Below are 17,359 nucleotides of genomic sequence, written 5' to 3'. Positions count from 1 at the left end.
GGACACCTGATGGAATTCCTCCCGCAGTTCGGCAGCATTTTCCAGACCCTTCTCGCCTTTGTCGTGGCGCTGTCGATCATCGTGGCGATCCATGAATATGGCCACTACATCATCGGCCGCCTCTCCGGCATCCGGGCAGAGGTCTTCTCCCTCGGCTTCGGTCCGGTTCTCTTTTCCCGCGTCGACAAGCACGGCACGCGCTGGCAACTGGCCGCGCTGCCCTTTGGCGGTTACGTGAAGTTCCTGGGCGACAGCGATGCGGCCTCGGGCAAGGATGCCGGGGCCATGTCGCATCTGAGCGAACGGGATCGGCGCATGACCATGCATGGCGCGCCGCTCTGGGCGCGGTCGGCCACTGTTGCGGCGGGGCCTGTCTTCAACTTCATACTGTCGATCGCCGTCTTTGCCGCGCTCTTTGTCGCGCAGGGCCAGGTCGCGCATCCGCTGGCCGTGGAAAAGATGCGTCCGCTGCCGCCCGATTATGCGACGTTGGAGCAGGGCGACCGTCTGCTCTCCATCGGAGGGATCGACCTGCCTGACAGCGAGACCAGCGAATTTGCCGGTCTTGGCGATGACCTGCCGGTGGAGCAGGTGCTGGACTACCGGATCGAACGCGACGGCATCGAGATGACGGTGCCGGGGCCCTATCCCTATCCGCCGCTCATCACGCAGCTGGCGCCCAGTTCCGCTGCCTATGATATCGGGCTGAAGTCCGGCGACGTAATCCTCTCGGTCGACGGCGACCCGATCTTTGCCTTCACGCAGCTGAAAGATGCTGTGGAATCCTCCGACGGGCGTGTTCTGGCGCTGACCGTCTGGCGCGAGGGCATCGAGGAGCCGATGGACTTTGCCCTCGCCCCGCGCCGTGTCGATGAACCCCAGGCGGAGGGTGGCTTCCGCACCGAATGGCGGATCGGGATCGCGGGCGGTCTGGCCTTTGAACCGGCGACGGAGCGCCTTGGCTTTGGCGAGGCGGTGAGCGATGGCGTCAGCCAGACCTGGCGCATCGCCTCCAGCTCCGTCTCGGGGCTGTGGCACATGATCACCGGGGCGATATCCACCTGCAACATGACCGGCCCGATCGGCATCGCCCAGACCTCCGGCGCCATGGCAAGCCAGGGCGCGGTTAGCTTCATCTGGTTCGTGGCGGCGCTGTCGACGGCGGTCGGCCTGCTGAACCTCTTTCCGATCCCGGTGCTGGATGGCGGCCACCTTGTGTTCTTCGCCTACGAGGCCGTGGCCGGGAAGCCCCCGTCCGATAACGCCCTGCGGGTTCTGATGGGGGCCGGTCTGACGTTGATCCTGTCGGTGATGATCTTTGCCCTGACCAACGATGTCCTGTGTCCTTGACGTGACGGCAGGGCGTTTGCCCCGAAATTGCCATATTCATTGACGGAATTCAGCCTCATTTGGGCGGGACAACGGCCCCTGCGCGGGCAAAGTCCCGTAAGACCCTGAAATGACCCGCAAGGACGAAGAACATGCAGATCATTCAAAACGGCTATTCCGGTGTATCCCTTCTGGTCGATATGAACCGTGACCGCCTGTTTACCGTGGGCATGATCGCCGCGGCGCTGGCCGCTGGCGGATGGATCGGATCGATCCTCAACTAAAGTTTCCCCCAGGCCGTGGCAGCGGCCGACCTCATGATCGGATCAAGGCAGCAAACTTGGGTCCGGTCAGAACTACACGGTGCGCTTTCCACACGGGAAGCGCACCTTTTTCATTTTGGGGTCACTTGATTTTGACAAGCCCGGAGGGACGGGTTACTCACGGTCTGACAGGGGATATCTGACCAGGTCTGAATTATGAAAAAAACAAAGCGGAACGGGTCTGCCAGCCCTACCCGGTACAGCGCACCCAAACGCGTTGTCATGGCGGCACTGTTGCTAGGTGGTGCCGTGATCGCGACACCGGACATGACCCTCGCACAGAGCTATCGGTTCAATTCGGTGCAGGTCGACGGCAACGCCCGGATCGAGACAGGAACGGTGCTGAGCTACACCGGAATCGCCCGGGGCGAGACGGTATCGGCCGCGCAGCTGAACGACGCCTACCAACGGCTCGTCGGCTCCGGCCTGTTCGAGACGGTTGTCCTCACACCGCGGGGCGGCACGCTGGTCATCGAGGTGCAGGAGTATCCGACGGTCAACCGGGTGCGGTTCGAAGGCAACCGGCGCCTGAAGGACGACGCGCTGTCCGAAATCGTCCAGGCCCAGCCCCGGCTGGTCTTTTCGCCGACCCGCGCGCGGGAAGATGCGGACCGCATCGCCGCGGCCTATGCAGAGCAGGGCCGGATTTCCGCCCGCGTCACCCCCAAGGTCATTCGCCGCTCCGACAACCGGGTTGATCTGGTCTTCGAGGTCTTCGAAGGCAACAACACCGAAATCAACCGCATCGGCTTTGTCGGCAACCAGGTCTATTCCGATCGCCGTCTTCGCCGCGTGCTGGAGACGAAACAGGCCGGGCTTCTGCGTCAGTTCATCCGCCGCGACACCCTGGTCGAGGACCGGCTGCAATTCGACCAGCAGCTTCTGCGCGATTTCTATCTCTCGCGCGGTTACATCGATTTCCGCACCACCGCCGTGAATGCCGAACTGGCCCGCCAGCGTGACGCCTATTTCGTCACCTTCAACGTGCAGGAAGGGCAGCAGTTCAGATTCGGCGAGATCACCGTCGTCAGCGATTATCCCCAGGCGGAAGCCGATCTCTACGAAGGCGTCGTGCGCATCCGCTCCGGCACTGTCTATTCGCCGACCGACGTGGAAAACGCCATCGCCCGGATGGAGGCACAGGCCGTCCGAGACGGGCTGGATTTCCTGCGTGTCGAACCGCGTGTGACCCGCAACGACCGCGACCTGACCCTGGATGTCGAGTTCGTCCTGACCCGCGGCCCGCGCGTCTTTGTCGAACGGATCGACGTCGAAGGGAACACGACCACGCTGGACCGTGTGGTGCGTCAGCAATTCAAGATCGTCGAGGGTGACCCGTTCAACCCCCGCCAGATCCGCCAGGCGGCGGAGCGTATCCGGGCGCTGAACTACTTCGAAACGGCCGAAGTGAACGCGCGCGAAGGCTCCGCCCCGGACCAGGTCGTCCTGGATGTGGACGTTCAGGAAAAGCCGACCGGCTCCCTGTCCTTCGGCGGTACCTTCTCGACCAACTCCGGCTTCGGTCTGGCGGTTTCGTTCAACGAAAACAACTTCCTGGGTCGTGGCCAGACTTTGAACCTCAGCCTCTCGGGGGCGGATTCGAACCAGAACTACAGCCTGGCCTTTGTGGAACCGGCCTTTTTGGGGCGTGACGTCGCGTTTGATTTCAACATCGGCTACGTCGAAACCGAAACCTTCAACGCGCCCTACAACACGCAGGTCTCCAGCCTTGGCATGGGCCTGTCCTTCCCGCTCGGAGAGCAGAGCCGCTTTGGCGTGCGCTACGGGCTGGAAAACTCCGCCATGACCGCGGCCACGGCGGCGGGCGCACCGGCGATCGGGTCCATCATCGCCGGTGAGATCGCCCAGGGCGAGGTACTTTCCAGCTATCTGGGATACAGCTTCACCTACGACACCCGATCCTCCGGAATTGACACCAACCGGGGGCTGTTGCTGGAATTCAGCCAGGACTTCGCCGGGATCGGCGGCGATACGCAGTTCATTCGCACCAAGGCCGCCGCGGTGGCCCAGACCCGTGTCCTGAACGAAGAGGTGACCCTGCGCGCCAGCCTGCGCGGCGGCATGCTCAACTACACCAGGGGCTCCAGCCGCACGATCGACCGTGTCGGCTTGCTAGACGATTATCTGCGCGGGTTCGAACCGGATGGCGTCGGCCCGCGGCAATACACCGCCGGAACGCACAACAACGCCCTTGGCGGCAACATGTTCGTCGTCGGCAGCCTGGAGGCGGAATTCCCCCTCGGTCTTCCCGAAGAATACGGCATCTCGGGCGGCGCCTTCTACGATGTGTCCAACGTCTGGGATGTCGGGGCCTCGGGCGCGGGGGCGGGTGACCTGCTCTACAACAGTGGCTCCTTCCGCCATGTCGTCGGCCTCTCGGTCTTCTGGGATACCCCGATCGGACCGTTGCGGTTCAACTTCGCCAAGGCCCTGCGGAAAGAAGCGCTCGACGAGGAGCAGTTCTTCAACCTGACGATCAGGTCGGAATTCTGAGGACCGCGTGACCCGGACCACATGGACATCTTTGGCAGGGGCGGTCGGTGTCACGATCGCCCTTTTCGCTGCCACCCCGGCCGCGACGCAGTCGGGCTTTGAACTGGGCCGCTCGCCGGATCAGGTCTTCAGCCCCGTCCTGACCCTGGACACCGACCGCCTGCTCAACGACAGCGCGGCGGGCCGGGAGATCGAGCGCGACCTGGCCGAGAAAAGCGCCACCCTTGCCGCCGAAAACCGCCGGATCGAGGCGGAGCTGACGGAGGAGGAGAAGGACCTGTCTGTCCGGCGCGCTTCCCTCTCGACCGAGGATTTCCGCGCCGCGGCCGCCGCTTTCGACGAGAAGGTGAACCGCATTCGCGAGGAACAGGACGCCAAGCTGCGCGAGTTGCAGGGCCAGTCGGAACAGGCACGCCTGCGGATCCTTCAGGCCGCGAACCCTGTTCTGGCCTCGATCATGCGCGATACGGGCGCCGTCGCGATCCTGGAAAAAAGCAACGTGATCGTGGGCTTGCAGTCCATTGACGTCACCGACACCGCGATCGAACGGCTGGATGCGGCCATGCAGGACGGGGGCGACATCCGCCCGACCGAGGACACCGGTGCCACAGGTGACCCCGCCACGGATGCGCCCGCGCCGACCGAAGGCGCTACCGCCGGGTCAGGCGACTGAAACGCCACGCTTGCCCGTTTCGGGTCCAGTTGTTAGGCACCTCACCAAACGAAAGGGACTGCCCATGAGCGACACATTGAAAACCGCCGATATCGGGCTCATCCAACGGATCATCCCGCACCGCTATCCCTTCCTCCTCGTCGACCGCGTCGAAGAGATCGACGGCTACAGTTCCGCCCTCGGCATCAAGAATGTCACGATGAACGAGCCGCATTTCCAGGGTCACTTCCCCGGCAAGCCGATCATGCCCGGTGTGACCATCGTCGAAGCCATGGCCCAGACCGCCGCCGTCATGGTGGGCGTCGACATGGACATGGCCGACAAGGAGCTACTGGTCTATTTCATGGCCATCGACGGCTGCAAGTTCCGCCGCATGGTCGTGCCGGGCGACGTGCTCAAGATGCGGCTGACCACCCTGCGTGGCAAGCCGGGCGCCAAGGTCTGGAAGTTCAAGGGCGTGGCCGAGGTAGAAGGCGATCTGGCCTGTGAGGCCGAATTCACCGCCATGATGGACCTGCCGAAGGAGTGACCCATGGCCATTGATCCCGGTGCAGAGGTTCACCCCTCTGCCATCATCGAGGACGGGGCGCAGATCGCTGCAGGCGTCACCATCGGCCCCTTCTGCCACATCGGCCCCAAGGTGACCCTGGCCCGGGGCGTCACCCTGATGAGCCATGTGGTGGTGCAGGGGATCACCGAGGTGGGCGAGGACACGCTGGTCCATCCCTTTGCCGTTCTGGGCGGCATCCCGCAGGACCTGAAGTTCAAGGGCGAAGAGACCACCCTGACGATCGGCAAGCGCAACCGCATCCGCGAACACGTCACCATGAACACCGGCACCGAAGGCGGCGGCGGGGTGACCCGGGTCGGCGACGACGGGCTCTTCATGGCGGGCTGCCACATCGCCCATGACTGCCAGTTGGGCAATAATGTCATCGTGGTGAACAATGCCGCGCTCGCCGGTCACTGCATCATTGACGACGATGTCATCATCGGCGGCCTGTCCGGCGTGCACCAGTTCGTGCGCATTGGCCGCGGCGCGATCATCGGCGCTGTGACCATGGTGACCAATGACGTCATCCCCTTCGGCCTCGTCCAGGCGCCGCGCGGTGTGCTGGACGGGCTGAACCTGGTCGGGCTGAAACGGCGTGGCGTTGCGCGGTCCGATATCACCGCCCTGCGCGCGGCCTTTCAGATGCTGGCCCAGGGCGAGGGCGCCTTTCAGGACCGCGCCCGCCGTCTGGGCGAGGAAACCGAAAGCGCCTATGTGCGCGAGATTGTGGATTTTGTCACCGGCGCCAGCGACCGCTCCTTCCTCACACCGGGGCAGGGGTGAGCGGACGGCTCGCCATCATCGCCGGGGGCGGGGGGCTGCCCGCCGCCCTGGCCGCAGCCGATCCCGGGGCCTGCTGCATCGCCTTCGAGGGGGCGGAGGTCACTCTGCCGGAGGACCGTGTCTCCCGCCATCGGATGGAACGTCTGGGCGATCTCTTTGCCGCGCTGCGCGCCGAGGGGGTGAGCAGGGTCGTCATGGCCGGGGCCATGTCCCGCCCCGCCTTTGACCCGGCCGCGCTGGATGTGACGACCACCGGGCTTCTGCCACATCTCATGGCGGCGATGCAGCAGGGCGACGACCACCTGCTGCGCTATGTCATCCGCATGTTCGAGGAGGAGGGCTTCGCCGTCGTCGGTGTCACCGACATCCTGCCCGATCTGATCGCCGCGCCCGGCCTGCTGGCCGGGGAGGACCCGACAGCCATCGCCCGCAAAGACATCGCCCGGGGCCGCGCCATTCTGGAGGCGCTGTCACCCCATGACGTCGGCCAGGGTTGTGTCGTGGCCGGGGGCCTCTGCCTGGGGATCGAGACGCTGCAGGGCACCGACGCGCTGCTGCGCTTTGTCGGAGAGACCCCGGCGCATCTGCGGCGCGAGGGCGGTGGCGTGCTGATCAAACGTCCCAAGACCGGCCAGGACCTGCGCGTCGACATGCCGACCATCGGGCCCGACACGCTGCGCGCCGCCGCCCGCGCGGGGCTGGACGGCATCGCGATTGCCGCGGGCGGTGTCCTGCTGCTCGATAGGGCGGAGATTCTGTCGCTCTGCCGCGACCACGGCCTCTTCCTGCTGGCGGATCCCTGATGCGGGTCTTTCTGATCGCGGGCGAACCCTCGGGCGATGCGCTTGGCCAGGCGCTGATGCAGGGGCTGAAATCGCTTGTTGCGGATATAGAGTTTCACGGCATCGGCGGCCCGCGCATGTGCGGCGAGGGGATGGAGAGCCTGTTTCCGATGGACGAGCTCTCGGTCATGGGGCTGGCGGAGATCCTGCCGAAGTACTTTCACCTCAAGCGGCGCATCCGGGAAAGCGCGCAAGCGGTTCTTGATATCAGACCGGATGTTCTGATCACCATCGACAGCCCGGACTTCTGCCTGCGCGTCGCCCGACTGGTAAAGGCGGCCGCGCCGATCCGCACCGTGCATTACGTCGCGCCGACAGTCTGGGCCTGGCGTCCCGGCCGGGCGCAGAAGATGGCGGCGATGATCGACCATGTGCTCGCGCTCTTCCCGTTCGAGCCGCCGCTGATGCAGGCCGCCGGGATGGACTGCGATTTCGTCGGCCATCCGATCGCCACGCAGCCCCGCGCCACCGCCGAAGAGGCCCGGGCCTTCCGCGCCGCCCATGACATTGGCGACGCCCCGCTGGCCCTGTTGCTGCCCGGGTCGCGCCGGGGCGAGGTCAGCCGGATCGCCCCGGTTCTGGCGGAGACCTTGACGCAGCTGACCCGGGATACGCCCGACCTGCGCGCCGTCCTGCCCGCCGCCGCACCCGTCCTGCCCCTGCTGCGCGAGATGCTGCCCGACTGGCCCGTGCAGCCCATCCTCCTCGACCCGGCGGAGACCGACGACACCGCCAAACGCGCCGCCTTCCATGCCGCCGACCTGGCGATTGCGGCCTCCGGCACCGTGTCTTTGGAGCTGGCCGCCGCCCGGACGCCCATGGTTATCGCCTACCGGATGCACCCGGTGACCTTTGCCATCATGCAGCGGATGATCCTGACCGATACGGTGACCCTGGTGAACCTCGTCGCCGATAGCCGCACGGTCCCGGAATTCCTCGGCCCCGAGTGCCGCGCCGATCTGATCACCCCGGCGGCGCGGGCGCTATTGGAGGACCCGACGGCTCAGGACGCCGCCATGGCGCTGACGATGGAGCGACTGGGAGAGGGGGGCGAAGCCCCGGGGCTGCGCGCGGCAGAGGCGGTGCTGGCCCGACTGTGAGCGAGCGCCATGGGCCAGGGTCAGAAAGGCGCTGCATTCTGGCCTCCCGGGCCAACGCCAAAGTCACCCCTTTGCGCTCAGCCCTTCCAGATCCAGCCGCCGCCCAAAATCCGCGTCCCGCCCGTCTCATAGAACACACAGGCCTGGCCCGGAGAGACGCCTTCCTCGGCCGTCAGTAGCTCCACCACCGCTTCCGTGTCGGAAATTGGCCGCAGGATCGCCTCACGCGGCGGCCGGGTGGAGCGGACCTTCACCGAAATGTGACGTTCGTTAAGATCGGTGAATTTCCCGTCGCCCAGCCAGTTGATCTCGCGCACCGGAACGCTGCGGGTGGCCAGCATTTCCTTCGGGCCGACCACGACCTGACGCGCATCCACGTCAAGCTTCACCACGTATAGCGGCTCCGCCAGCCCGCCGATGCCCAGCCCGCGCCGTTGCCCGATGGTGTAATGAATCACCCCGTCATGGGTGCCCAGAACCTTGCCCTCGGGGTCCACGATCTCCCCTGGTTCGGCCGCGCCGGGGCGCAGTTTCTCGATCACCGAGGCATAGTTGCCGTTGGGGACAAAGCAGATGTCCTGACTGTCGGGCTTGTCCGCCACCGGCAGTCCATATTTCGCCGCCAGCGCCCGGGTTTCCGCCTTGGACGGCAGATGGCCGAGCGGGAACCGCAGGTAGTCCAGCTGCTCCGGCGTGGTGGAGAAGAGGAAGTAGCTCTGGTCGCGATTGGCATCCGCCGCGCTGTGCAGTTCCGCCCCCTGCGCCCCGAGTTTGCGCTGGATGTAGTGGCCTGTAGCCATGCAATCGGCGTCCAGATCACGCGCGGTTTCCAGCAGGTCCTTGAACTTCACCCGTTCGTTGCAGCGGATGCAGGGCACGGGCGTCGCCCCGGCCAGGTAACTGTCTGCAAACTCGTCGATAACCGCGTCCTTGAAGATATTTTCATAGTTCAGAACGTAGTGCGGAAAGCCCATTTCCTCCGCCACGCGGCGGGCGTCATGGATGTCCAGTCCGGCACAGCAGGCGCCCTTCTTGGCCAGCGCCGCACCATGATCGTAAAGCTGCAGGGTCACGCCGACGACATCATAGCCCTCTTCGGCCAGCATCGCCGCCACGACAGAGCTGTCGACGCCGCCCGACATGGCCACAACCACCCGCGTCTCGGCAGGCGGTTTGGCAAAACCGAGGGAGTTCAGTCCGGTGTTCCGATCAAGCGCCATGGCGGGGCCTCCGACCCGAAGTTCAACGAAGCATGAAGCAATAAGCGAAAATGCGAGCGATTAACAGCCCGGGATTTCACCTCCCGTTAAGCCCGAGCGGCAAGGATGCCTCCGGAACGGAAAAGGCTGTGCTGGCGATGTATCTCAAGAAAATCCAGGGGCCAAGGGCTGTCACCCTCCCGGACGGGACGTTCATGACCCGCGCGGATCTGCCCCCGCAGGAAACCCGCAGATGGGTGGCCTCGCGCAAGGCGGCCGTGGTGCGCGGCGTGGTCCATGGCCTGATCACGCAGGAGGAGGCGTTGGAGCTATATGGGTTGAGTGAGGAGGAGTTTCGCGAATGGGTCTGGGCGATTTCCCGGCACGGCGAAAAAGCGCTCAAGGCGACCTCTGTGCAAAAATTTAGGCAAAGCTGACATGATTGGAACAACTTTGGGTTGTTGAGTGGAATCGCCAGATACGGTAATTGGTCATTAACCATTTGGGGGCAGAGTGACCAAGTAGATTAACACATAACGGAGTTCGGTAATGCGTGTCCTGCTCGTAGAAGACGATCCGACGACCTCGAAGAGCATCGAACTGATGCTCACCCATGCCAACCTTAACGTCTACACGACAGACCTTGGGGAGGAGGGCATCGATCTCGCGAAGCTCTACGATTACGATCTGATCCTGCTGGATCTCGGTCTGCCGGACATGAATGGTCACGAAGTGCTCCGACAACTCCGCATGTCCCGCATCGAAACGCCGATCCTGATCCTCACCGGGGCCGATGATACCGAAAACAAGATCCGCGGCTTTGGCTTCGGCGCGGATGACTACATGACCAAACCCTTCCACCGCGAGGAACTGGTCGCCCGCATTCACGCCATCATCCGCCGGTCCAAGGGCCATTCGCAGTCGGTCATCGACACCGGCAAGGTCTCCGTCAACCTCGATGCCAAGACGGTGGAGGTGGAGGGGAAATCCGTGCATCTCACCGGCAAGGAATACCAGATGCTGGAGCTGCTTTCCCTGCGCAAGGGGACGACCCTGACGAAGGAGATGTTCCTGAACCATCTCTACGGCGGCATGGACGAGCCGGAGTTGAAAATCATCGACGTCTTCATCTGCAAATTGCGCAAGAAACTCTCCACCGCCACGGGCGGGGAAAACTACATCGAAACTGTCTGGGGCCGCGGCTATGTGCTGCGTGATCCGCAGCCGGAAGAATACGACGATCAGCGCCTCGCCGTGGGCGCCTGATTCTGCCGAAACGCCGCCACTCACCACTGGACCCCGGTTCACGCGCCCCCTATCACTTCCCACAGCCACATTGGCCGCGGGGATGATGAAGGGGGCGCAGGCATGTCCGACACAGCCGTCGACAGGTTGACGAGGGAGGAGGCCGAGGTCGAACTCGCCCGTCTGGCCGACCTTCTGACCCGCGCCAACACCGCCTACCACACCGACGACGCCCCCGAGATGTCGGACGCCGACTATGACGCCGCGAAACTGCGCAACGCCGCGATCGAGGCGCGATTCCCGGATCTGAAACGCCCGGACAGCCCAAGCGAACAGGTCGGCGCCGCCCCGGCGGAGGGCTTTGGCAAGATCACCCATTCCGTGCGGATGATGTCCCTGGCCAACGCCTTTGACGACGCGGATGTCACAGATTTCGACGCCCGGATACGCAGCTATCTCAACCTCTCACCCACGGCGCCGCTGAAGTTCACCGCGGAACCCAAGATCGACGGGCTGTCCCTGTCGCTGCGCTACGAAAACGGCGAGTTGATCCAGGCCGCGACCCGCGGCGATGGCGAGGTCGGCGAAAACGTCACCGCCAACGCGCGGACGATCACCGATATTCCCGCCCGGATCGACGGCGCCCCCGATGTGCTGGAGGTACGGGGCGAGGTCTACATGTCGCATGAGGATTTCGCGGCCCTCAACACCCGGCAGGCTGAACGGGGCGGCAAGACCTTTGCCAACCCGCGCAATGCCGCCGCCGGATCCCTGCGCCAACTGGACAGCGAAATCACGCGCGCGCGCCCCCTGCGGTTCTTCGCCTATTCCTGGGGGGAGCTCAGCGCACCCCTGGCCGAGACCCAGACCGGGGCAATCAACCGATTGGAGACACTGGGGTTTCAGACCAACCCGCTGACCCGCACTTGCGACGGCCCCGAGGAGATGCTGGCGCATTACCGCGAGATCGAGGCGCAGCGTGCGACCCTTGGCTATGACATCGACGGGGTGGTTTACAAAGTCGATGACCTGGCTTTGCAAAACCGCCTGGGCAGCCGCGCCACCACGCCCAGATGGGCCCTGGCGCATAAATTCCCCGCCGAACTGGCCTGGACCCGGCTGGAGGCCATCGACATCCAGGTCGGCCGGACCGGCGCGCTCTCGCCCGTGGCGCGGCTGACGCCGGTGACGGTCGGCGGCGTCGTCGTCTCCAACGCCACGTTGCACAACGAGGATTACATCGCGGGCCGCGACAGCAAGGGCGAAGAGATCCGCGGAGGCAAGGACATCCGCATCGGCGACTGGGTGCAGGTCTATCGCGCGGGCGATGTGATCCCCAAGGTGGCGGATGTGGATCTGTCCAAACGCCCCGACGATACGCAGCCCTATGTCTTCCCGACGCGCTGCCCCGAGTGCGGATCCGAGGCCGTGCGCGAGGAGGGCGATTCCGTCCGCCGCTGCACCGGCGGTCTGATCTGCCCCGCGCAGGCCGTTGAAAAGCTGAAACATTTCGTCTCCCGCGCCGCCTTCGACATCGAGGGGCTCGGCGCGAAACAGGTGGAGATGTTCTACGCCGACGACACCCTGCCTATCCGTGAACCGGCCGATATCTTCACGCTTGAGGCGCGCGATGCGGCGCAGATTGCCAAGCTGAAGAACCGCGAGGGCTTTGGCGAAAAGAGCGCGACGAATCTTTTTGCCGCAATAGACGACAAACGGCGTATCCCCCTGAATCGACTGCTCTTCGCCCTCGGCATCCGCCATGTCGGGGAAGTCGCCGCCGCCGATCTGGCCCGCCATTTCACTAGCTGGGACGCGTTCGCCCGGGCGATCGACACAGCCGCCCCCGCCGCGCAACGCCACGTCATGGCCGAAGAGGCCGTGTTGCGCGAACGCCGCGCCGCCGCCGAGGAGGGCCGCCGCGCCGCCGTAACCGCCGCCCGCACCCAAATCTGGGAGGCCGCGCCCGCATTGGACCCGGCGGCCAAGGCGGCCTGGGACGATCTGGTCGGCATCGACGGGATCGGGGCCGCGGTCGCCGTCTCGCTGGTCACGACCCTGCAACAGACCGCCGAACGCGCCTCCATCGACCGGCTGGTGGCGGAATTGGACATTCAGGATATGGAGGCCGCCGCGACAGGCGACAGCCCGGTCGCCGGCAAGACCGTGGTCTTCACCGGCAGCCTGGAAAAGATGACCCGTGCGGAGGCCAAGGCGCGGGCGGAGGCGCTCGGCGCCAAGGTCTCCGGTTCCGTCTCCGCCAAGACGGATCTGCTGGTGGCCGGGCCCGGCGCGGGGTCCAAGGCGAAAAAAGCGGCCGAGCTTGGGGTGGAGACGATAGACGAGGACGGCTGGCTCGCCCTCATCGGGGGGTGAGATGGCGCAGCGGCCGGAAATCCTCTTCCCGCTTTTTGCCGATGTGCAGACCCTGCCCGGGGTTGGCCCCAAGGTGGCCAAGCATATGGCGCAGATCGGCATCGAAACTCCGCGCGACCTGGCCTTCCTGCTGCCGCATGGGGTGATCGACCGCCGCCGCCGCGACACGATCAAGGGCGCGCCGCTGCCCGACACCCATACGGTGGAGGTCGAGGTCGTGGCGCATCGCCCCGCGGCGCGCCGGGGCGGGGCCTATCGCGTTCTCGTCCGCGACGCGCAGGAGGATTTCCCGATCGTCTTCTTCCACGCGCGCGGGGATTATCTCAAGAAAATCCTGCCAATCGGTGAACGGCGTGTGGTGTCGGGCAAGTTCGAACTGTTCGACGGCATGGCCCAGATGGTTCATCCCGATCACGTGTTGGAGCTGCATGAGGCAGGCGAACTGCCTGATTTCGAACCGGTTTACCCGCTGACCCATGGCGTGACACAGCGCACCATGGGCAAGGCCGTCACCGCCGCCCTGACCCGTGTGCCCGAGCTGCCCGAATGGATCGACCCGGGGCTTATGGCCGAACGCGGCTGGCCCGCCTGGTCGCAGGCGCTGGCCCAGGCCCATGCGCCCGAACATGACCCAAGCGCGCTGGACAAGGATCATCAGCGCCTGGCCTATGACGAACTTTTCGCTCACCAGCTGACCCTGGCCCTGGCCCGCGCGCGAACCCGGCGCGCGAAGGGGCGGGGCACGACCGGCGATGGCGCACTGCGGCGCAAGGTCCTGGATCAACTGCCCTATCAGCCGACCGGGGCACAGCGCCGCGCGGTCGACGAGATCGCCAAGGACATGGCGCAGGATCGGCGCATGTCCCGCCTGCTGCAGGGGGACGTGGGCGCGGGCAAGACGCTGGTCGCCTTCCTCGCCCTGCTGATCGCGGTGGAGGCGGGGGGACAAGGTGTCATGATGGCCCCGACGGAAATCCTTGCGCGTCAACACCTTGAGGGGCTCACCCCGCTGGCGGAGGCGGCGGGGGTGCGGGTCGAGATCCTCACCGGGCGGGATCGCGGGGCGGACCGCGCGGCCAAGCTTTCCGACCTGGCGGCGGGGAGGATCGACATCCTTGTGGGTACCCATGCGGTGTTTCAGGCGGATGTTGCCTTTCACGATCTGCGCCTGGCCATTGTTGATGAACAACACCGCTTCGGGGTCCGGCAACGGCTGGAACTGGGTAAGAAAGGCGCGTTGGCAGATGTGCTGGTGATGACCGCAACGCCGATTCCCCGCTCGCTCGCGCTGGCGCAATACGGCGATATGGATGTCTCCGTGCTGGACGAAAAGCCGCCGGGGCGGAAGCCGATCAAGACCGCGCTGGTCCAGACCGGCCGGATGGAGGAGGTGATCGACCACCTGCGCCGTGCCCTGGCGGAGGGGCGTCAGGCCTACTGGGTCTGCCCGCTGGTCGAGGAGAGCGAAAGCCTGGACCTGACTGCGGCCGAGGACCGCTTCAAGCACCTGCGCACCGTCCTGGGCGAAGAGGTCGTCGCGCTGGTGCACGGACAGATGCCCCCGGCCGAAAAGGATCGCGCCATGGCGGGGTTCGTCGCGGGTGAGCGGCGGGTTCTAGTGGCCACGACGGTGATCGAGGTGGGGGTCAACGTGCCCAATGCCTCCATCATGGTGATCGAACGGGCGGAGATATTTGGTCTTGCCCAGCTTCATCAGTTGCGCGGCCGCGTCGGGCGGGGCGAGGCGCAGGCGACCTGCCTGATGATGTACCAGCCACCGCTGAGCGAAACGGCCGAAAAACGCCTGACCCTGATGCGCGAAACCGAGGACGGCTTCCGAATCGCCGAGGTCGATCTGGAGATGCGCGGCGCGGGCGATGTCATCGGCACGGCCCAATCCGGCGTGCCCCGGTTCCGCATCGCCGATCTGGAGCGGGACACCGGCCTGATGGCTCTGGCCCAGTCCGATGCGCGCACCCTGCTGACCCTGGATCCGACGCTGGAAAGCGACCGGGGCAGGGCGGCGCGGCAGCTCCTTTGGCTCATGGGGCAGGACGAGGCTATCCGTTTGATTTCGGTCGGATAACTCATTTTGTTCTCAAATGTTCTCAAAAAGTTCTTTACAGCGGCGGGGTGAATATGAGAACAAAGAGGAAACAGAGTTAACGCCGAAAGGAACATCGCCATGATCCGCCAAATCGCAGACCTGCTTCGCGACTCCCGTGGAACGCTGGTCGAGGACCTCCTCGGCGTTGCGGCCCTGACCGTTCTGCTTCTGGGGGCGCTGCACCTGCCTGCCATCGCCTGATTTTCAGTTTCTGCCTGCGGTTTCGCGTCCGTGCAGACCTCCGCATTCCCCGATGCGGTGCTGCGATTGCCTGTCCCAGATTGCCGGGTTGCCTCATCCCCCGGTTCCGGTCGGCACGGTGTCCCACGCGAAGACGCTGACTGTCCGCCGCCGTCCACCCCGACGGCGGCGGTTTTTTGCCCGGGGCGCGCACCGTCAGAACGTATAGGCCAGACGCAACCCGCCCCAATGCCGCCCCTCGACAAAGATCGGGGCGGAGACATCCTTCATCATGCGGAATTCACCGCCGCCCATGTCGCGGCGATAGACCTGCAGCAGGAAAGGATCGGTGTTCCGCCCGGCCTTCAGCCCGACACGATCGTCAAAAATCCGCCGGTTCCGGCTGTTGGCCGCGTTCCAGACCGGATCATTTCCTTGCGGATGAGAGAACTTCAGATTGTGGGTCGGCAGATAGCCGTTCCGGTCCACGGCGGCGCAAAAGACGACGCGAGGGTCAAACTCCAGCGTCGGCTCCTGCACCTGCGGCAGGACCTCATCAGTAAAGCGTGTAAAGCGTGTGGTGACCTGCTGCGGATCGGTCTGCGCCACTGGTCGATAAGCCGTGTCGAAGAGATCCTCCAGCGTCAGCCGTCCGTCGCGCACGCCGGCTTCGAAAAGACCTCGGATCGTGGCGGCTGCGCGGGTGACTTCCTGGATGAAGGCGGCATCGCCATGCGCCCCGCCAAGGGCGACACTGTCCTGGACCAGCCGTTCGGAGGTATCGACCAACCGCCGCACCCGGTCATGGGCGACCCTGACCCCCTCGACCCCGGACTGGACGGAGGTTCCGATCGCTTCCACCCGGGGCAGGAAGTTCCTCAATTCGCCATCCGCCTCCCGCGCGTCGCGGGTGATCAGCTCCGTCCGGCGATGCGCGGTCTGCATCTGCTCCAGCGCCTCCGACAGGGCAGTGCGGCTGGAGGTGCCGGAGGTCTGCATTTCCGACGCCTGGCTGTTCACCGCGCCGGATTCCTGTTGCAGGTCGATGATCCAGTCAATCAGGGCAGCGACATTGCCGGTGATATCTTCCGCCGCCTTGCCGGTGCGCTGCGACAATTCGTTGATCGCATCGGCGACGACGGCGAACCCCCGGCCGCTTTCCCCGGCGCGGGCGGCCTCGATCTTCGCATTGATCGCCAGCATGTTGACCTGAGAGGCGATCACCGCGATCTGGTTGTTGGAGGTTTGCACGGCATCCAGCGTGCCCTGAACCGCCTGTGAGCGTTCGTCGATGCTGCGGATCCAGCGGATGAGATGCCCGGCCTGCTGTTCCGTCACATCCATCAGCTCGCTCGCCCCGGTCAGCTTGTTGAGCGTCTGGGTGATCGCCTCCGACATGGAGGTTAACGTCTCCATTACAGAGGCATTGACCTGCACCACATGCCCCGCCCCCTCCCGCAACTGCTTCAGGGTGCGCAGCTGTTCGCCCGTCTGCTCCTCCAATTGGTCAAGGAAGCCGGTGACATCGACAATCTCCGCCCCCAGGGTGGCCGCGTTTTCGGCCACACGGGTCAGTGTCTCGCCGTGGCGGGCGGTGCCAAAGCCGGTTTGGTCGTGATGCATCGGGTCCAGTCCCTCTCCTCGGGACTGGATAGGACGAATCCCACAACATCAGGTTAAGCGCAGTCGGAATGCTCTATTTTTTCCATCGCTTCGCTCAACGCCTCGAGCGTCAGCAGGATCGAGGCATGGCGATTTTTGTAATCCTTGGCCGGGCGCAGCATTTCCAGACCGTCGAAGGGGGCAGGGGGTGTCGGCCCGTCCTCCTTCAGCATCGCCTTGAGCGCATCGCGCGCCGCAACGATCTGCCCCGGCTCCGTTCCGATCACGGCGCGCCCGACAATCGCCGCCGCCGCCTGGCCCAGGGCGCAGGCCTTGACCTCCTGCCCATAGTCCGACACCCGGCCGTCGCGCAGCGAGACATCCACCGTGACCGTCGAGCCGCAGAGCGGCGCACGGCGTTTCACCGTGGCATCCGGCGCCTCAAGCCTGTGTTGATGCGGGATGTCCGTGGCCAGGGCCAGGATCCGGTCGGAATAGAGTTTGACGAGATCTGTCTCCGCGCTCATCGCGCA

16 protein-coding genes are annotated in these 17,359 nt (G+C 65.1%); 13 read left to right on the top strand and 3 right to left on the bottom strand.

Annotation, left to right across the window (positions count from 1 at the left end):
• The first annotated feature begins 9 nt into the window (after window positions 1-9).
• The 8 genes from rseP (at window position 10) to lpxB (ending at window position 8,117) form a co-directional block, all read left to right on the top strand.
• Entirely contained in the window at window positions 10-1,350 is a 1,341-nt protein-coding gene (rseP, locus tag ACFC2Y_RS01000; RefSeq protein WP_375173192.1) for an RIP metalloprotease RseP, read from the top strand.
• A 131-nt stretch (window positions 1,351-1,481) separates the two neighbouring features.
• Window positions 1,482-1,613 carry a hypothetical protein gene (locus tag ACFC2Y_RS00995; protein WP_375173191.1) on the top strand — a complete coding sequence of 44 codons (132 nt, stop codon included), beginning with the start codon at window positions 1,482-1,484 and terminating at the stop codon, window positions 1,611-1,613.
• Between the two features lie 195 nt (window positions 1,614-1,808).
• A complete protein-coding gene (bamA, locus tag ACFC2Y_RS00990; protein WP_375186389.1) occupies window positions 1,809-4,166 on the top strand; it encodes an outer membrane protein assembly factor BamA in 2,358 nt (785 codons plus the stop codon).
• A 7-nt stretch (window positions 4,167-4,173) separates the two neighbouring features.
• The gene (locus ACFC2Y_RS00985; RefSeq protein ID WP_375173189.1) at window positions 4,174-4,839 is read left to right on the top strand and encodes an OmpH family outer membrane protein; all 666 of its coding nucleotides are present in this window, start codon (window positions 4,174-4,176) and stop codon (window positions 4,837-4,839) included.
• A gap of 64 nt (window positions 4,840-4,903) precedes the next feature.
• Window positions 4,904-5,368, top strand: coding sequence for a 3-hydroxyacyl-ACP dehydratase FabZ (fabZ, locus tag ACFC2Y_RS00980; RefSeq protein ID WP_375173188.1), 465 nt, complete (start codon window positions 4,904-4,906; stop codon window positions 5,366-5,368).
• Window positions 5,369-5,371: 3 nt separating this feature from the next.
• Window positions 5,372-6,175 (top strand): acyl-ACP--UDP-N-acetylglucosamine O-acyltransferase, encoded by an 804-nt coding sequence (gene lpxA / locus ACFC2Y_RS00975; RefSeq protein ID WP_375173187.1) that lies wholly within the window; start codon window positions 5,372-5,374, stop codon window positions 6,173-6,175.
• Window positions 6,172-6,978, top strand: a complete 807-nt coding sequence (locus ACFC2Y_RS00970) for an LpxI family protein (protein WP_375173186.1) — start codon at window positions 6,172-6,174, stop codon at window positions 6,976-6,978. Before lpxA ends, ACFC2Y_RS00970 begins: the two co-directional genes overlap by 4 nt.
• Window positions 6,978-8,117, top strand: a complete 1,140-nt coding sequence (gene lpxB / locus ACFC2Y_RS00965; RefSeq protein WP_375173185.1) for a lipid-A-disaccharide synthase — start codon at window positions 6,978-6,980, stop codon at window positions 8,115-8,117. The genes ACFC2Y_RS00970 and lpxB overlap by 1 nt, the downstream gene beginning before the upstream one ends.
• A 77-nt stretch (window positions 8,118-8,194) precedes the next feature.
• On the opposite strand, the gene mnmA is transcribed toward lpxB, so the two are convergent.
• On the bottom strand, window positions 8,195-9,337 hold the full coding sequence (mnmA, locus tag ACFC2Y_RS00960; protein ID WP_375173184.1) for a tRNA 2-thiouridine(34) synthase MnmA: 1,143 nt from the start codon (window positions 9,335-9,337) through the stop codon (window positions 8,195-8,197).
• Window positions 9,338-9,474: 137 nt separating this feature from the next.
• Between mnmA and ACFC2Y_RS00955 the strand changes: the two genes are divergently transcribed.
• The 5 genes from ACFC2Y_RS00955 (at window position 9,475) to ACFC2Y_RS00935 (ending at window position 15,245) form a co-directional block, all read left to right on the top strand.
• Window positions 9,475-9,753, top strand: a complete 279-nt coding sequence (locus ACFC2Y_RS00955; protein WP_375173728.1) for a DUF1153 domain-containing protein — start codon at window positions 9,475-9,477, stop codon at window positions 9,751-9,753.
• A gap of 112 nt (window positions 9,754-9,865) precedes the next feature.
• On the top strand, window positions 9,866-10,582 hold the full coding sequence (gene ctrA, locus ACFC2Y_RS00950) for a response regulator transcription factor CtrA (protein WP_375173183.1): 717 nt from the start codon (window positions 9,866-9,868) through the stop codon (window positions 10,580-10,582).
• A 102-nt stretch (window positions 10,583-10,684) separates the two neighbouring features.
• Entirely contained in the window at window positions 10,685-12,937 is a 2,253-nt protein-coding gene (gene ligA / locus ACFC2Y_RS00945; protein WP_375173182.1) for an NAD-dependent DNA ligase LigA, read from the top strand.
• Between the two features lies 1 nt (window position 12,938).
• On the top strand, window positions 12,939-15,023 hold the full coding sequence (gene recG, locus ACFC2Y_RS00940) for an ATP-dependent DNA helicase RecG (protein WP_375173181.1): 2,085 nt from the start codon (window positions 12,939-12,941) through the stop codon (window positions 15,021-15,023).
• Between the two features lie 99 nt (window positions 15,024-15,122).
• On the top strand, window positions 15,123-15,245 hold the full coding sequence (locus ACFC2Y_RS00935) for a hypothetical protein (protein WP_375173180.1): 123 nt from the start codon (window positions 15,123-15,125) through the stop codon (window positions 15,243-15,245).
• Window positions 15,246-15,440: 195 nt separating this feature from the next.
• Here ACFC2Y_RS00935 and ACFC2Y_RS00930 read toward each other — a convergent pair whose 3' ends face one another.
• Window positions 15,441-16,847: a methyl-accepting chemotaxis protein gene (locus ACFC2Y_RS00930; RefSeq protein WP_375173179.1), complete on the bottom strand. Its 1,407-nt coding sequence runs from the start codon at window positions 16,845-16,847 to the stop codon at window positions 15,441-15,443.
• 53 nt (window positions 16,848-16,900) lie between these two features.
• Window positions 16,901-17,353, bottom strand: a complete 453-nt coding sequence (locus ACFC2Y_RS00925) for an iron-sulfur cluster assembly scaffold protein (protein WP_375173178.1) — start codon at window positions 17,351-17,353, stop codon at window positions 16,901-16,903.
• Window positions 17,354-17,359: the final 6 nt, after the last annotated feature.

Origin of the sequence: Pseudooceanicola sp., assembly GCF_041987405.1 — a bacterium.
Lineage (GTDB): Bacteria > Pseudomonadota > Alphaproteobacteria > Rhodobacterales > Rhodobacteraceae > Pseudooceanicola.
Note: the sequence above shows the minus strand (reverse complement) of the source record. Positions and strands in the feature narration are given on the sequence as shown.

Coding starts and splice junctions, on each gene's coding strand:
- rseP (WP_375173192.1), top strand. CDS start 10: ATGGAATTCCTCCCGCAGTTCGGCAGCATTTTCCAGACCCTTCTCGCC.
- ACFC2Y_RS00995 (WP_375173191.1), top strand. CDS start 1,482: ATGCAGATCATTCAAAACGGCTATTCCGGTGTATCCCTTCTGGTCGAT.
- bamA (WP_375186389.1), top strand. CDS start 1,809: ATGAAAAAAACAAAGCGGAACGGGTCTGCCAGCCCTACCCGGTACAGC.
- fabZ (WP_375173188.1), top strand. CDS start 4,904: ATGAGCGACACATTGAAAACCGCCGATATCGGGCTCATCCAACGGATC.
- lpxA (WP_375173187.1), top strand. CDS start 5,372: ATGGCCATTGATCCCGGTGCAGAGGTTCACCCCTCTGCCATCATCGAG.
- lpxB (WP_375173185.1), top strand. CDS start 6,978: ATGCGGGTCTTTCTGATCGCGGGCGAACCCTCGGGCGATGCGCTTGGC.
- mnmA (WP_375173184.1), bottom strand. CDS start 9,337: ATGGCGCTTGATCGGAACACCGGACTGAACTCCCTCGGTTTTGCCAAA.
- ACFC2Y_RS00955 (WP_375173728.1), top strand. CDS start 9,475: ATGTATCTCAAGAAAATCCAGGGGCCAAGGGCTGTCACCCTCCCGGAC.
- ctrA (WP_375173183.1), top strand. CDS start 9,866: ATGCGTGTCCTGCTCGTAGAAGACGATCCGACGACCTCGAAGAGCATC.
- ligA (WP_375173182.1), top strand. CDS start 10,685: ATGTCCGACACAGCCGTCGACAGGTTGACGAGGGAGGAGGCCGAGGTC.
- recG (WP_375173181.1), top strand. CDS start 12,939: ATGGCGCAGCGGCCGGAAATCCTCTTCCCGCTTTTTGCCGATGTGCAG.
- ACFC2Y_RS00935 (WP_375173180.1), top strand. CDS start 15,123: ATGATCCGCCAAATCGCAGACCTGCTTCGCGACTCCCGTGGAACGCTG.
- ACFC2Y_RS00930 (WP_375173179.1), bottom strand. CDS start 16,847: ATGCATCACGACCAAACCGGCTTTGGCACCGCCCGCCACGGCGAGACA.
- ACFC2Y_RS00925 (WP_375173178.1), bottom strand. CDS start 17,353: ATGAGCGCGGAGACAGATCTCGTCAAACTCTATTCCGACCGGATCCTG.